We start from the raw sequence: 13,241 nt of genomic DNA, 5'->3' as shown, positions 1-13,241 counted from the left end.
TTTTTCATAGAAATTTTGCAGGTATTAGCCCTAAATCGCCTACAAAATGGAGAAGAAATCTAAAGAATTGGCATCCCGTCATGCTATTTTGATCGTGCATAAGGATTACGATAAAATAGCAAACCTTTCTCTTTTATTTAAAGAGCAAGGTTTTTATTGTCTTCACGTAAAATCTGGTTTAGAAGCCATTAAAAAGTTTGAAGCAGCGGAAGATGTAATTAAAACCCTGCTAATACAGGAAGATAGCCTTCCTTTAAATGCCTATAAAACCATTGATTATATTAAGACAGAACTAGATAAAAGTCCCTATTGCGTGGTTTTACAGGAATCTGGAGGAACAGAAATTAGTGGGTCCCATAAAATAATTCTTATAGATCGTTTTTTTTCGTTAGGAGAGGATATGGATAGTTTGTTTCACGATATTTGTGAACAGGTAAAAAATACCTTTGCTGAAAAACCAACTAATTGTTCCTATTCTTTAGGCTATCTAAAGGAAATCTCGGATAACAGTGCAGAATTTATAGCGGAATCACTTCAACTTTTTTCTACTTCTGTTGCAAAAGAAATAGGAGATTTGTACCTTAAGATAAAAACGGGTAGTTACGAAGACATTCGTAAAATTGCCCATAAAATTAAGCCTTCTTTTGCAATGTTAGAAAATCACAAAGGAGTAGAAATTTGTGATCAAATTACCTACCAAGCAAAAGATAGGGAACTTAAAAATAGTATAGACGATTTATATGCTGAATTTAATAGAATTCAGCATGCATTAAAAACAGATTACCCAAATCTAAACCTATAAAGATGAAGAAGATTTTAGTTATAGAAGATAACCCAATGGTTATAAAATCTCTTCAGTTTAAGCTTACAAAAGATGGCTACGATGTAATTATCGCGCCAGATGGGAGAGAAGCCTTGAAGTTATTAAAAGATGCCACCTACGATCTTATTTTAACAGACTTAAACCTGCCTTTTGTAACAGGAAATGAACTTATCGCTTATGTAAAGGAAAATTTACCGGCGATTCCTATTATTGTTTTATCTACATCAACACAAGAAAATATAATAATGGATGCTTTTAACATGGGGGTAGAAGATTTTATCACAAAACCATTTAGCCCTAATGAGTTATCGTTAAGAGTTAAAAGGCTTCTTTCATAGTTTATTTAAAATAGGTTTTTTGTAAGGTAATTGCTCGATGATCCTAAAAATCATTTATGGCAGTTATTTATTCCATAGATTTTGATTGGCTGTTGGGATTTTTTCCCGATGATCTCCCTTTTGTGATAGAGGCAAATATTGTAATGACCTTTATCTTTTTTGTTTTTGCTGTTTTCTTTGTAGGCTTTATTATCCTTTTAAGGATTTTTAAAAATTTTAGAAATAAAAAAAAGGAAGAACAGCGTTTACTGCTGGAGGATATTTTAAATGCGTATCTCTTTGATGAAGAGTTTGATAAAGAGCGGGAATTACAAAAATTTAAAGATGAACATTTAAATAAACCTTTAGAAATAAAAATTGCTATTAAAGAGATATTGCTTTTTCATAGCAATATAAAAGGTGAATCTGCGACGCAACTAAGAGAACTTTTTCTTCAGTGGGAATTAGATGAATTCTGCAAAAAACAGCTCGCCAATAGTGCATGGTATAGTAAATCCAGAGCTTTATTTAGTCTCTCTGAAATGCTTATAAAAGTTGAGCTTGAAAATATAAAACCACTTTTAAATCATAAGCAGGATGAGGTTAGGCAACAGGCACAATTGTACTTTATAAAATTAGCTGAAGACAATCCTTTAGAGTTTTTAGATCATATCGATAAACCTTTAACTTTATGGGAAGAAATCTTTATTGAAGATGCCCTTAAAAATGAATATCATGGTCCTATGCCAGATTATTCTAACTGGCTACACTCTGTACAGAATAGTGTGGTAGATTTTGCCATAAGAATGATTGCAAAATTTAACCAATTTGAAAATATATCAGAGCTTTTACCTTTATTAGAACATTCTTGTGAGCAGGTAAGACGCGAAACGATCAGGTCACTATGTGCATTAGAACATTATGAGGTTATCGATACTCTTATTTCTCAATTTGAAGAGGAAACAAATCTTGTAAAAAAGACTATCTTAGATGCTATAGAACATTTGGGTAGCTATAATGATTTGATGATGCTTAAAGATAAGATTCAGGATAATGAATGGGATCTTAAAATAAAATATTATGGTATAGCTCAATATTTTTTACCAGAAAAGAAACAAAGTATTTATATTCAGTACGAAAAAGAAAAAGCACTTTTGCTGTAAATGAGCATAACCTTCGACGACATTGCAGATATTGCCAGTTGGCTCTTCTTAGTTTACGGAATCCTAATTTGTTTAGGCTATTTATTCTCGGCAATCTTTTCTATTTTTGAAATTAGGGATTACAAACGCTCCAATAATTACAAAGACGAAATTGCTTTATTACAGGCATCAGAGTTACCTCCGGTTTCCATATTAGCTCCGGCCTATAACGAAGGTCTTAATATTGTAGAAAATGTACGATCACTTTTAACTATAAACTATCCAAGTTTCGAGATTGTAATCATTAACGACGGCAGTAAAGACGATAGCCTGGAACGGCTTATCGAAGAATACGATTTAGAAAAGCAGGATTACCTATTTCATTATTTTATCAAAACCCAAACTATTCGCGGCGTTTATAAATCCAAAAACACGGCCTTTAAAAACCTCTTGGTAATAGATAAAGAAAATGGAGGTAAAGCAGATGCCCTAAACACGGGGATCAATGTTTGTACACACGATATTATTTGTTGTATAGATGTAGATTGTATTTTAGAATACGATGCAATGCTTAAGCTAATTAAACCTTTCTTAAATAATAGGAAAAAGGTGATTGCATCGGGTGGGGTGATTAGGGTAGCCAATAATTGTGTGATTGAAGATGGTCGTATTCTTGAAGTTCGTTTACCCGATAAGTTTGTAGCCAGGGTACAGGTTATCGAATATTTTAGAGCCTTTTTAATGGGAAGAATGGCGTGGTCCCGTGTTGACGGTTTACTGCTTATTTCTGGAGCCTTTGGGATGTTCGATAAACAAATAGCCATTGAAGCAGGTGGCTATAACCATAATACGGTAGGAGAGGATATGGAGTTGCTGGTGCGTATGCGCCGAATGATGAGAGAAAAGAAGATTCCTTATAAAGTTGGTTTTGTACCCGATCCTTTATGTTGGACGGAAGTGCCACAAAGTTGGGAAATCCTAAAAAGGCAACGTAACCGGTGGACAAGAGGAACTGCTGAAACACTATTGCTTCACAAGAAAATGATCTTTAATCCTAAATACGGTGTTTTGGGAATGTTATCAACACCATTTTGGTTGTTTTTTGAATGGATGGCCCCGCTTATAGAATTCTCTGGCTCCTTGTTTTTTATTTGTTTGCTTTGGTTTGGTCTTATTAGCTGGGAATTCTTTTTAACCTTTCTATTCGTGGTCTATTCCTTTGCCGTTTTATTTTCTATAACCGCTTTATTTTTCGAAGAATATAGCTTTCAGCAGTACAAGAAACCAAAATACATTTTTACACTCATAGGAACGGCGTTTTTAGAACCCATTGTATATCATCCGTTTGTAATGTGGTCGGCAGTTCGTGGAAACTGGGATTTAATTATTGGTAAAAAAAGTTGGGGAGAAATGACAAGGACAGGACTGTCCAAATCGGCAAAAAAATGATTAGTTTTTTGGCATTAAGTATTTTTTCAACGCAACCATTTGGCTGAATTATGATCTAGTAAAAAAACAAATACTGATGAAAAAAATTTTGATCTTACTTTTCACCGTTACACTAAGCCTAAGCTGCTCAAACGACGATGATTCTATTCAAGAAGAAAAAGCAATAGTAAATATTCGATTAAAAAATGAGAGTGATCTCAATTACAAGGATATTGTAGTGTATAACGTTGATTATGGCAATCTAGATTCAGGAGAATTCTCTGAATACAAAGTGTTTGAAAAAGCATATCGATATGCAAATGTCAAATTATCTGCACAGGGAACCGAATATACGCTTCAACCATACGATTATGTTGGAGAGGAACCTCTTAAAGATGGAAATTATACGTATGTCCTTACCTTAATTGACGGGAATGTGAATATCGAACTGGTTAAAGAATAAAAAGTTATGTAATGATTTCTTGCAAATTATTTGGTTAAATCTCTTATAGAAATCAATTACAATTTTTGCTAATTTTAATCATAGCCATCGCAACATAATTATCCTTAGGGAAAGTTTTGGAATGAAAAATAACAATGGTTTTTAGGTTTCAGTAGGAAGCCTAAAAGCCATTTATCATGTCTTCAAGCCCTTTTTTATCTTCTATTTTAGTCTTTTTTGCTTTTGTTGCTATAAATTTTTCTTTTTTCAACTCGGCTAAGAGCCTGATACAACTTTCGGTTGCAGTTCCAACGACATTGGCCAAATCTTCTCTAGAAAGGTTTACCGCTAAAAATCCCTCATCGTCGGTACCAAAATTGGTTTCAAGATATAGTAAGGCCTCAGCAATTCGTTGTTTTACGTTATGCTGGGACATGTTTACAATAAAATTATCTGATTCCCGAAGATCTGATGCCATGATCTTTAAAAGATTTCTGGTAAATTCAGGATTCTGGTTAATCTTATCGATGATGAGTTGTTTTGGGATGTAACACATCGAGGTATCGTTAAGGGCAGTTGCACTAAGATTTGTTTGCTCGTCTGCCACCACAGACCGCTGACCCAAAATCTCTCCTTTTTTAGCGATTTTTACGATTTGGTGCTTTCCGTTTTCACTAAGTTTAGAAAGTTTAGAGGCACCATCCCTAACACAAAATACGCCGTTTAATTTTTCCCCTTCCTTAAAAATCAGATCCCCTTTTTTAAAATTTTTAGTGACTTTGTGGTCTGAAATAACTTTTAATTCATCCTTAGTAAAAGCCTTTAACGCATTAAACTGCCTTATGATGCAACTTTCGCATCTGGTTTTTTCAGTGGTTTTCATACTGAAGCCTCGGTTATGGGTTACAATTTTGGTTTCACAAAGGTAAGCATTTAGCGCAACTGATATTTATCATATTTTAATTTCTATAAATAAAGAATCTTTGTACCACGGTTAAGTTGTGCAGAATATGAAATCATGTTACCACTGTGGTGAAGCTTGTAAAAGCGACGCCCTTGTTTATGATAATAAAGATTTTTGCTGTAATGGTTGTAAAACAGTTTACGAAATTTTAAGTAGCAATGATCTCGATTATTATTACGCTCTTGATGAACGCCCTGGAATTTCTCCTAAAACTCAATTAGGAAAATTTGATTTTCTACAAAATGATGAAATTGTAGAGAAACTGCTTGAATTTAAAAGTACTGAGGTTTGCATTGTAAACCTGCTTATTCCAGAAATTCATTGCAGTTCCTGTATTTGGGTGTTAGAGAATCTTTCTAAACTTCACCCCGGCATTAAAAACTCGCAGGTTAATTTTCCCGAAAAAACCTTAAGAGTTCATTTTTCTGCGGAAAAAATTACGTTTTTACAGTTAGTAGAGCTACTGTGTAAATTAGGCTATGAGCCTTATATTTCACTTTCAGATAGCGATAAAAAAGAGCGCAATATCGACCGAAGTTTAATCTACAAACTTGGGGTTGCCGGTTTTGCTTTTGGGAATATCATGTTTTTATCGTTTCCGGAGTATTTTGAAGTTAAAGAATTTTGGCTGGATCAGTTTAAATATGTGTTTCGATGGCTGATGTTTGCCTTTAGTTTGCCGGTAGTATTTTATTCGGCAAGTACCTATTTTATTTCAGCATTTAAAGGCTTAAAATCTGGAATTTTAAACATCGATGTCCCCATAGCTTTAGGAATTACCGTGTTGTTTTTAAGAAGTAGTTTTGAAGTGGTTTTTGATATGGGGACCGGATTTTTTGATAGCCTTTCGGGCCTTGTATTCTTCTTATTACTGGGAAGGTTCTTTCAGCAAAAAACCTATTCTTATCTTTCTTTTGAGCGGGATTACAAATCGTATTTTCCTATTGGTGTCACCAGAATTAATCATCCAAATACCCAAAATCAAAACGAAGAACAGGTAGAAGTGTATAAGCTTAGAAAAGGTGATAAGATCCTGATTAGAAACAACGAATTAATTCCTGTAGATGCCAGATTACTAGAAGGAGAAGCTTTAATAGATTATAGTTTCGTGACCGGAGAAGCTGTGCCGGTTTCGATTAAAAATGGCGATAAAATTTATGCCGGTGGAAAACAAACCGCGGGTTTACTTCAGGTAGAAGTGCTAAAACCGGTAGAACAATCATATTTAACACAGTTATGGAATAATGAGGTTTTCGATAAAAACTTTAAAGGAAGCTTTCAGGATCTTACCAATAAGATAAGTGGTTATTTTACAAAAGCGATTTTAAGCATATCGATTTTAGCCACGGTAGCCTGGTATTTTATCGATCCTGCGATGATACCACAGGTATTTACGGCGGTGCTTATTATCGCCTGCCCATGTGCACTGGCGCTGGCTGCACCTTTTACTTTAGGGAATTTACTCCGGATTTTTGGTCAGCATAAATTCTATTTAAAAGAAGCAAATATTATCGAGAAAATGGCCAATATCGATGCGGTGGTTTTCGATAAAACTGGGACACTCACTTCAACCAAAAGAAATATGATCACTTACGAGGGGGATTTGCTTTCTGAAGAAGAAAAATCATTGCTTAATAGTACGCTAAGAGCTTCTAACCATCCATTAAGCCGATCGTTATATGAAATTTTAGAGCAAAACGATATAAAAACCTTAGATTCTTTTAATGAAGAAGTGGGGAAAGGAATGGAAGCTTCAGCAGACCAAAATTCGATAAAAATAGGGGCTTTTCGATATGTTGCTGAAAATAGTGAATCGATACAGGAGCAACTTAACCAAACTGCCGTTCATATTAGTACCAATAATCATTATAAAGGCCGATATATTTTAAAGAATGAATATAGGGAAGATGTTGGACAATTGTTTAAAGCTTTAGGTAAAAGCAAGCAATTATTTGTGCTTTCTGGAGATAATGATGGCGAACGTAAAAGCCTTGAAAAGCTATTACCATTAAGCACCAAAATGAGTTTTAACCAAAAACCACAGGATAAATTGCAGTTTATTAAAAAACTTCAGGAAGAAGGCCGGTCGGTAATGATGATTGGGGATGGGTTAAACGATGCCGGGGCATTAAAGCAAAGTGATGTTGGTGTAGTTATTTCAGAAAATATTAATGTGTTTTCTCCAGCTTGTGATGCCATTTTAGATGCTTCGGTTTTTGGTAAGATTGGTCAGTTTTTTACCCTGGCAAATAGCGGCCACCGTATTATAAAATTAAGCTTTTTACTATCACTTTTCTATAATCTGGTAGGTCTTGGTTTTGCGGTTACAGGGCATTTGTCGCCTATTGTTGCAGCGATTTTAATGCCTTTAAGTTCTATAAGTATTGTGGCTTTTACCACGATAAGTTCACAGTATTCAGCAAAAAGAATCTTAAAAAGTTATGCTAAAAGCAAATTATAGTAAACTGAACTTAATTATCAGTAAAACCTGATAAATGTCATTTTTTGCCAGCAGGACACATAATACTTTTACAAAAAATTAGGAAATCCCATGAACATCATCTACGTATTGCTAAGTATAAGTGTTGTAGTAGCGGTCGTCTTTTTTATCGCCTTTATCATATCGGTAAAAAGAGGTCAGTACGACGACACCTATACGCCGTCAGTAAGAATGCTATTTGAAGATGAAGTTATTGACAGTAAGGAAAATTCTAAAATCACCGATAAATAATTTGTTTATAATCTTATGGAAAAAGAGCAGTTTTATTACGACAACAAGATCGTAAGGAAATTTATCAATGCGACCATTTTTTGGGGTATTGTGGGAATGAGCGTAGGGCTATTACTTGCTTTTATGTTTTTGTTTCCTAATGTAACCGATGGTATTTCGTGGCTTAGTTTTGGGCGTTTACGACCCTTGCATACCAATGCCGTGATTTTTGCCTTCGTAGGAAACGCCATTTTCGCTGGAGTTTATTATTCTAGCCAGCGTCTTTTAAAAGCAAGGATGTGGAACGATGCACTTAGTAACTTCAACTTTTGGGGTTGGCAGGCGATCATCGTGGCAGCAGCCTTAACCTTACCTTTAGGCTATACTACTTCTAAAGAATATGCTGAACTGGAATGGCCCATCGATATAGCAATTGCTTTAGTTTGGGTAGCTTTTGGTGCTAACTTAATTGGTACAATCTTAAAACGTAGACAACGCCATTTATATGTAGCAATATGGTTTTACCTGGCTACTTTTGTAACCGTAGCCGTTTTACATATTGTAAACAGTATAGAGTTACCGGTAAGTGCCCTAAAAAGTTACTCGGTTTATGCCGGGGTTCAAGATGCTTTAGTACAATGGTGGTATGGGCATAATGCGGTAGCTTTTTTCCTTACTACTCCTTTTCTTGGATTAATGTATTATTTTGTTCCTAAGGCTGCCAATAGACCTGTTTATTCTTATCGATTATCGATTGTTCACTTCTGGTCATTAATTTTTATATACATCTGGGCTGGGCCGCACCACTTATTATATTCAGCTTTGCCAGATTGGGCGCAAAATTTAGGGGTAGCTTTCTCGGTAATGTTAATCGCACCATCCTGGGGAGGGATGATTAATGGATTATTAACTCTTCGTGGAGCCTGGGATAAGGTAAGAACAGATCCTGTTCTTAAATTTATGGTGGTTGCAATTACTGGTTATGGTATGGCAACTTTCGAAGGGCCAATGCTTTCGCTTAAAAACGTAAATGCCATTGCACACTTTAGTGACTGGGTGATTGCTCACGTTCACGTTGGCGCTTTAGCATGGAATGGCTTTTTAACTTTTGGTATGATCTACTGGTTGGTACCAAGGTTATTTAAGACTAAACTTTGGTCTATAAAATTAGCAAATGCACATTTCTGGATCGGTACCCTTGGTATTGTGATGTATGCGTTACCAATGTACGTGGCAGGATTTGTACAAGCTTCTATGTGGAAACAGTTTAATCCTGATGGTACCTTAACGTATGGTAACTTCTTAGAAACGCTTACCGAAATTATCCCAATGTACTGGATGAGAGCGATTGGAGGTAGTTTATTTATCGTAGGAGCATTTATTGCACTTTATAACGTATACAAAACAGCAAAACAGGGAAGTAAAGTTACCGATGAATTAGCTGAAGCTGCTCCTCTTGCTAAAATTACCAGTAAGAGAACTGCAAAAGAAGGGTATCATACCTGGTTAGAAAGAAGACCGGTAAAATTAACCATTTTCGCTACTATCGCGATCTTGATTGGTGGTATGGTTCAGATTATACCTTCGTTGATGGTAGATGAATATGTTCCAGTGATTTCAAGTGTAAAACCATATACTCCGCTAGAGCTAGAAGGTCGTGACCTTTATATTCGTGAAGGATGTGTAAGCTGTCACTCGCAAATGATTCGTCCTTTCCGTAGTGAAGTAGAGCGTTATGGTGAATACTCTAAATCTGGTGAATATGTTTATGACCACCCATTCTTATGGGGTAGTAAACGAACTGGTCCCGATTTGTTCAGGGTTGGAGGTAAATATTCCGATAACTGGCATTTAAATCACCTTTACGATCCACAAAGTACCTCTTCGGGTTCTATTATGCCATCGTATAAATGGTTACTAAATAGAGAGCTGGACAAATCGTCTACCGAAGATAAAATGGAAGCGATGGTAAGTCTGGGCGTACCTTATACCCAGGCCGAGATCGATAGAGCGCAAGAGTGGATGGCAGAGCAAGGTAAAAAAATAGAGGAAAACCTTTATAGTGATCCAGATTTTGCCAAAACCTATGAGGCAGATAAAGCTTATGCTAAAGAAAATGGTGAGGAATTCGTAGAGATGCGTAATCGAGAGATTGTTGCGCTAATCGCTTATCTGCAACGCTTAGGTACAGATATTAAAGTGAAGAATGTAGATGAAGAGCAGGAAGCCGAAATTCTTGGGGAAACAGAAGATGGCTTAGGAGCTATCAAATAAAATACAGCTAAAGTTATAACATCAAAAAACTAAATCATGCTAAAATTTATAAAAGGAAATCTGGAAAATATCGATGGGGTAGCGGTGTACCCCATGATATCTCTGCTGATATTCTTCATTTTTTTCGTCGCTCTTTTTGGATGGGTAATCACGGCGAAGAAAGAACATATAAAACAAGTGAGTAACATTCCTTTAGAGGACGATAATCAAGAGGTATTATGAGAAATACGGCATCATATTTAAGAGTTATCGCAATTACTGTTCTTGCATTTATTTTTCTGGAACTTACGGTAGAAACTTCAGAAGAATGGGCGTTTATTGAATATCCGGTCATTTGGGCGGTTCTTGGGATCTTAATGGTTTTTGGAATTGCGATGGAAGTTGTACTGGCCAGTATTACTTCAGTATTATTTAGAAGTTTAACTCCAGAAGCTCAGGAGCGTTACCTTCAGCAACAGGCTTTAAGAAAAAAGAACCGTTTTTCTAAACTAAAAGCGTTCTGGAAAAAAATAAACGATAGTAAACCAGTTGAAGAAGAAGACGAAATTATTCTGGATCACAATTACGATGGGATTAGAGAGCTGGACAATAACCTACCCCCATGGTGGTTGTATGGATTTTACGCAACAATGGTATTTGCCGCAGTATATTTGGTAAGACATCACGTTTTTGGAGCACCCGATCAAAAAGAAGAGTATATCGCAGAGGTAGCATCAGCTAAAAAAGCGATCGAAGAATATAAAAAGACAGCCAAAGATTTAATAGATGCAAACACAGTAGAACTGCTAACCGGTGAGGAAGACATCAAAGCAGGTTCAGCCATATTTGCGGGTAACTGTGTTGCATGTCATAAGGAAGATGCCGGTGGTGGTATTGGGCCTAACTTAACCGACGACTACTGGATACTGGGTGGTGGTATTAAAAATGTTTTCAACACTATTTCTGAAGGAGGGCGTCCTGGAAAAGGAATGGTATCCTGGAAAACAGATTTAAAACCGGGGGAAATCGCCCAAGTAGCCAGCTATGTACTTAGCCTACACGGTACCACACCGGCTGATCCTAAAGAACCACAGGGAGACCTGTGGGTAGATGAAAATGCTCCTGTAAAGGAAGCAGATGTAGAAGTCTCAGCCGATTCAACTTCTTTAAAAGTAATGATGGAAGATGGAGCGGTAGAGAAAGAATTGAAAGAATAAAACAAATATCCAGAGTCGGCCTTTTAAAGTCGGCTCTGGTTAATTACTCACATTAGTGAGCCTATGTTATGAGCAAGATCCCCGAAAATAATTTTAGAGATTCTATTGGTACAATCGACCAGGAAGGTAAAAGAGCATGGATCTTTCCTAAAAAACCTTCTGGTAAATTTTACAAATATCGTAAGCTGGTAAGTTATCTACTGCTGGCCATATTATTTACTGCTCCTTTTTTAAAAATTAACGGCAACCAGTTTCTGCTTTTTAATGTATTAGAACGCCGTTTCAACTTTTTTGGATATCCTTTCTGGCCCCAGGATTTTTATTTGGTGGTGATCATGATGATTATAGGGGTAGTCTTCGTGATTTTATTTACCGTGGCCTTTGGTAGAATATTTTGTGGCTGGATTTGCCCACAAACTATTTTTATGGAAATGGTTTTTCGCCGAATCGAATATTGGATAGAAGGTGATCGCGGTAAACAAATACGGTTGGCAAAACAACCCTGGAATACTGAAAAGATCTGGAAAAAAGGTCTAAAATGGACAATTTTCTTCATCATTTCATTCTTAATCGCAAATATCTTTTTAGCCTATTTAATAAGCAGTGACAAACTTTTAGAATATATCACTGAAGGACCTGCAGAAAATATAAGCACCTTTATTTCCCTGCTTATTTTTACCGGTGTTTTCTACTTTATTTTCGCGTGGTTTAGAGAGCAGGTGTGTATTATTGCCTGTCCTTATGGTAGGCTTCAGGGCGTATTGCTGGATAACAGATCGATCATTGTAGCCTACGATCATAAACGTGGGGAAAAAGAAAAAGGACGAGCTAAATTCAGAAAAAATGAAGATCGTCCAGCTACCGGAAAAGGTGATTGTATTGATTGTTTACAATGTGTACAGGTTTGTCCCACCGGGATCGATATTAGAAACGGTACGCAGCTAGAATGTGTAAATTGTACTGCCTGTATCGATGCCTGCGATGCGATGATGGATGCGGTTGATCTTCCTAAAGGACTTATTCGTTATGCCAGTGAAGAAAATATCGAGAAAAAAGCCAAATTCAAATTTACAGCCAGGTTAAAAGGCTACACTTCGGTTTTAGTAATTTTAATAGGGGTTTTAACAGGAATGTTATTTCTAAGGAACGATGTAGAAGCCAGAATCCTTCGTTTACCAGGGCAACTTTACGAACATCAGGAGAATAATAGGATTAGCAATGTATTTACCTTTAAACTGGTCAATAAAACGACTAAAGATATTGATAATGTTCAGCTAAAATTAATTTCTCATAAAGGTGAAGTACGATTGGTAAAAAGTGATAGCTTAATTGTACCAAAACAAGGATTTGCTGAAGGTACATTATTTATCGAGATACCAGCCGCCTCTTTAAAAGGAGAGAAAGAAAAGCTAAAAATAGGCGTTTACAGTAATAATGAATTAATAGAAACTACCACAACCAATTTTCTTGGCCCACGTAGTTATCGATAAAAAGACAGAATTATGAAATTTAATTGGGGAACCGGACTCGTAATTGGCATGTGCTGCTTTATAGGTTTTATCATGTTTTTTGTGATAAAAATGAGTACCGACAAAAAATATGAGCATGATCTGGTAGTAGAAGATTACTACGGAAAAGAATTGCACTTTCAGCAGGAAATCGATGCAGAGAAAAACCTAAGCCTTTTTTCTGAAGAAATTACTGGAAAAAAAACAACAAAAGGTTACGAACTTACTTTTCCTAAAACCAGAGGTGCTATTAATGGAACCGTAAGTTTATATCGACCTTCAAACAAGAAACTTGATTTTACCATTCCGCTAAAATTATCTGAAGGTAAAATAGTTATTCCGAAAGAGCAATTAATCGATGGGCGTTGGGATATTTCAGTAGAAATGACCTATCAGGGAAAAGAGGTTTTATTTAAAAAATCCATTACCTATTAGAT

13 protein-coding genes are annotated in these 13,241 nt (G+C 36.0%); 12 read left to right on the top strand and 1 reads right to left on the bottom strand.

Going from position 1 to position 13,241, the window contains the following annotated elements; all coding sequences use genetic code 11:
- Positions 1 to 46 precede the first annotated feature (46 nt).
- The 5 genes from L1967_RS11120 (at position 47) to L1967_RS11100 (ending at position 4,173) form a co-directional block, all read left to right on the top strand.
- Complete coding sequence (locus L1967_RS11120; protein ID WP_249601700.1) at positions 47 to 802, top strand: Hpt domain-containing protein; 756 nt, start codon at positions 47 to 49, stop codon at positions 800 to 802.
- 2 nt (positions 803 to 804) lie between these two features.
- Complete coding sequence (locus tag L1967_RS11115; protein WP_249601699.1) at positions 805 to 1,161, top strand: response regulator transcription factor; 357 nt, start codon at positions 805 to 807, stop codon at positions 1,159 to 1,161.
- 56 nt (positions 1,162 to 1,217) lie between these two features.
- Positions 1,218 to 2,303 (top strand): HEAT repeat domain-containing protein, encoded by a 1,086-nt coding sequence (locus L1967_RS11110; protein ID WP_249601698.1) that lies wholly within the window; start codon positions 1,218 to 1,220, stop codon positions 2,301 to 2,303.
- Positions 2,304 to 3,731 (top strand): glycosyltransferase family 2 protein, encoded by a 1,428-nt coding sequence (locus L1967_RS11105; RefSeq protein ID WP_249601697.1) that lies wholly within the window; start codon positions 2,304 to 2,306, stop codon positions 3,729 to 3,731.
- 76 nt (positions 3,732 to 3,807) lie between these two features.
- A complete protein-coding gene (locus L1967_RS11100; RefSeq protein ID WP_249601696.1) occupies positions 3,808 to 4,173 on the top strand; it encodes a hypothetical protein in 366 nt (121 codons plus the stop codon).
- A gap of 160 nt (positions 4,174 to 4,333) precedes the next feature.
- Here the strand turns inward: L1967_RS11100 and L1967_RS11095 are convergent, their stop codons facing one another.
- On the bottom strand, positions 4,334 to 5,035 hold the full coding sequence (locus L1967_RS11095) for a Crp/Fnr family transcriptional regulator (protein ID WP_249601695.1): 702 nt from the start codon (positions 5,033 to 5,035) through the stop codon (positions 4,334 to 4,336).
- A 127-nt stretch (positions 5,036 to 5,162) separates the two neighbouring features.
- Here L1967_RS11095 and L1967_RS11090 point away from each other — a divergent pair, with 127 nt between their 5' ends.
- From L1967_RS11090 to L1967_RS11060, 7 genes are all read left to right on the top strand, one after another.
- Positions 5,163 to 7,577 (top strand): heavy metal translocating P-type ATPase, encoded by a 2,415-nt coding sequence (locus tag L1967_RS11090; protein WP_249601694.1) that lies wholly within the window; start codon positions 5,163 to 5,165, stop codon positions 7,575 to 7,577.
- Between the two features lie 90 nt (positions 7,578 to 7,667).
- A complete protein-coding gene (gene ccoS / locus L1967_RS11085) occupies positions 7,668 to 7,847 on the top strand; it encodes a cbb3-type cytochrome oxidase assembly protein CcoS (protein ID WP_249601693.1) in 180 nt (59 codons plus the stop codon).
- Between the two features lie 15 nt (positions 7,848 to 7,862).
- Positions 7,863 to 10,100, top strand: coding sequence for a cytochrome-c oxidase, cbb3-type subunit I (ccoN, locus tag L1967_RS11080; protein ID WP_249601692.1), 2,238 nt, complete (start codon positions 7,863 to 7,865; stop codon positions 10,098 to 10,100).
- Positions 10,101 to 10,136: 36 nt separating this feature from the next.
- Positions 10,137 to 10,322, top strand: a complete 186-nt coding sequence (locus tag L1967_RS11075; protein WP_249601691.1) for a CcoQ/FixQ family Cbb3-type cytochrome c oxidase assembly chaperone — start codon at positions 10,137 to 10,139, stop codon at positions 10,320 to 10,322.
- The gene (locus L1967_RS11070; protein WP_249601690.1) at positions 10,319 to 11,296 is read left to right on the top strand and encodes a cbb3-type cytochrome c oxidase N-terminal domain-containing protein; all 978 of its coding nucleotides are present in this window, start codon (positions 10,319 to 10,321) and stop codon (positions 11,294 to 11,296) included. Before L1967_RS11075 ends, L1967_RS11070 begins: the two co-directional genes overlap by 4 nt.
- Before the next feature lie 68 nt (positions 11,297 to 11,364).
- A complete protein-coding gene (gene ccoG, locus L1967_RS11065; RefSeq protein ID WP_249601689.1) occupies positions 11,365 to 12,786 on the top strand; it encodes a cytochrome c oxidase accessory protein CcoG in 1,422 nt (473 codons plus the stop codon).
- Positions 12,787 to 12,798: 12 nt separating this feature from the next.
- Positions 12,799 to 13,239: a FixH family protein gene (locus L1967_RS11060; RefSeq protein WP_249601688.1), complete on the top strand. Its 441-nt coding sequence runs from the start codon at positions 12,799 to 12,801 to the stop codon at positions 13,237 to 13,239.
- The last annotated feature ends 2 nt before the right edge of the window (positions 13,240 to 13,241 follow it).

Source organism: Zunongwangia pacifica (assembly GCF_023499215.1).
In the GTDB taxonomy this organism is placed as follows: domain Bacteria; phylum Bacteroidota; class Bacteroidia; order Flavobacteriales; family Flavobacteriaceae; genus Zunongwangia; species Zunongwangia pacifica.
Note: the sequence above shows the minus strand (reverse complement) of the source record. Positions and strands in the feature narration are given on the sequence as shown.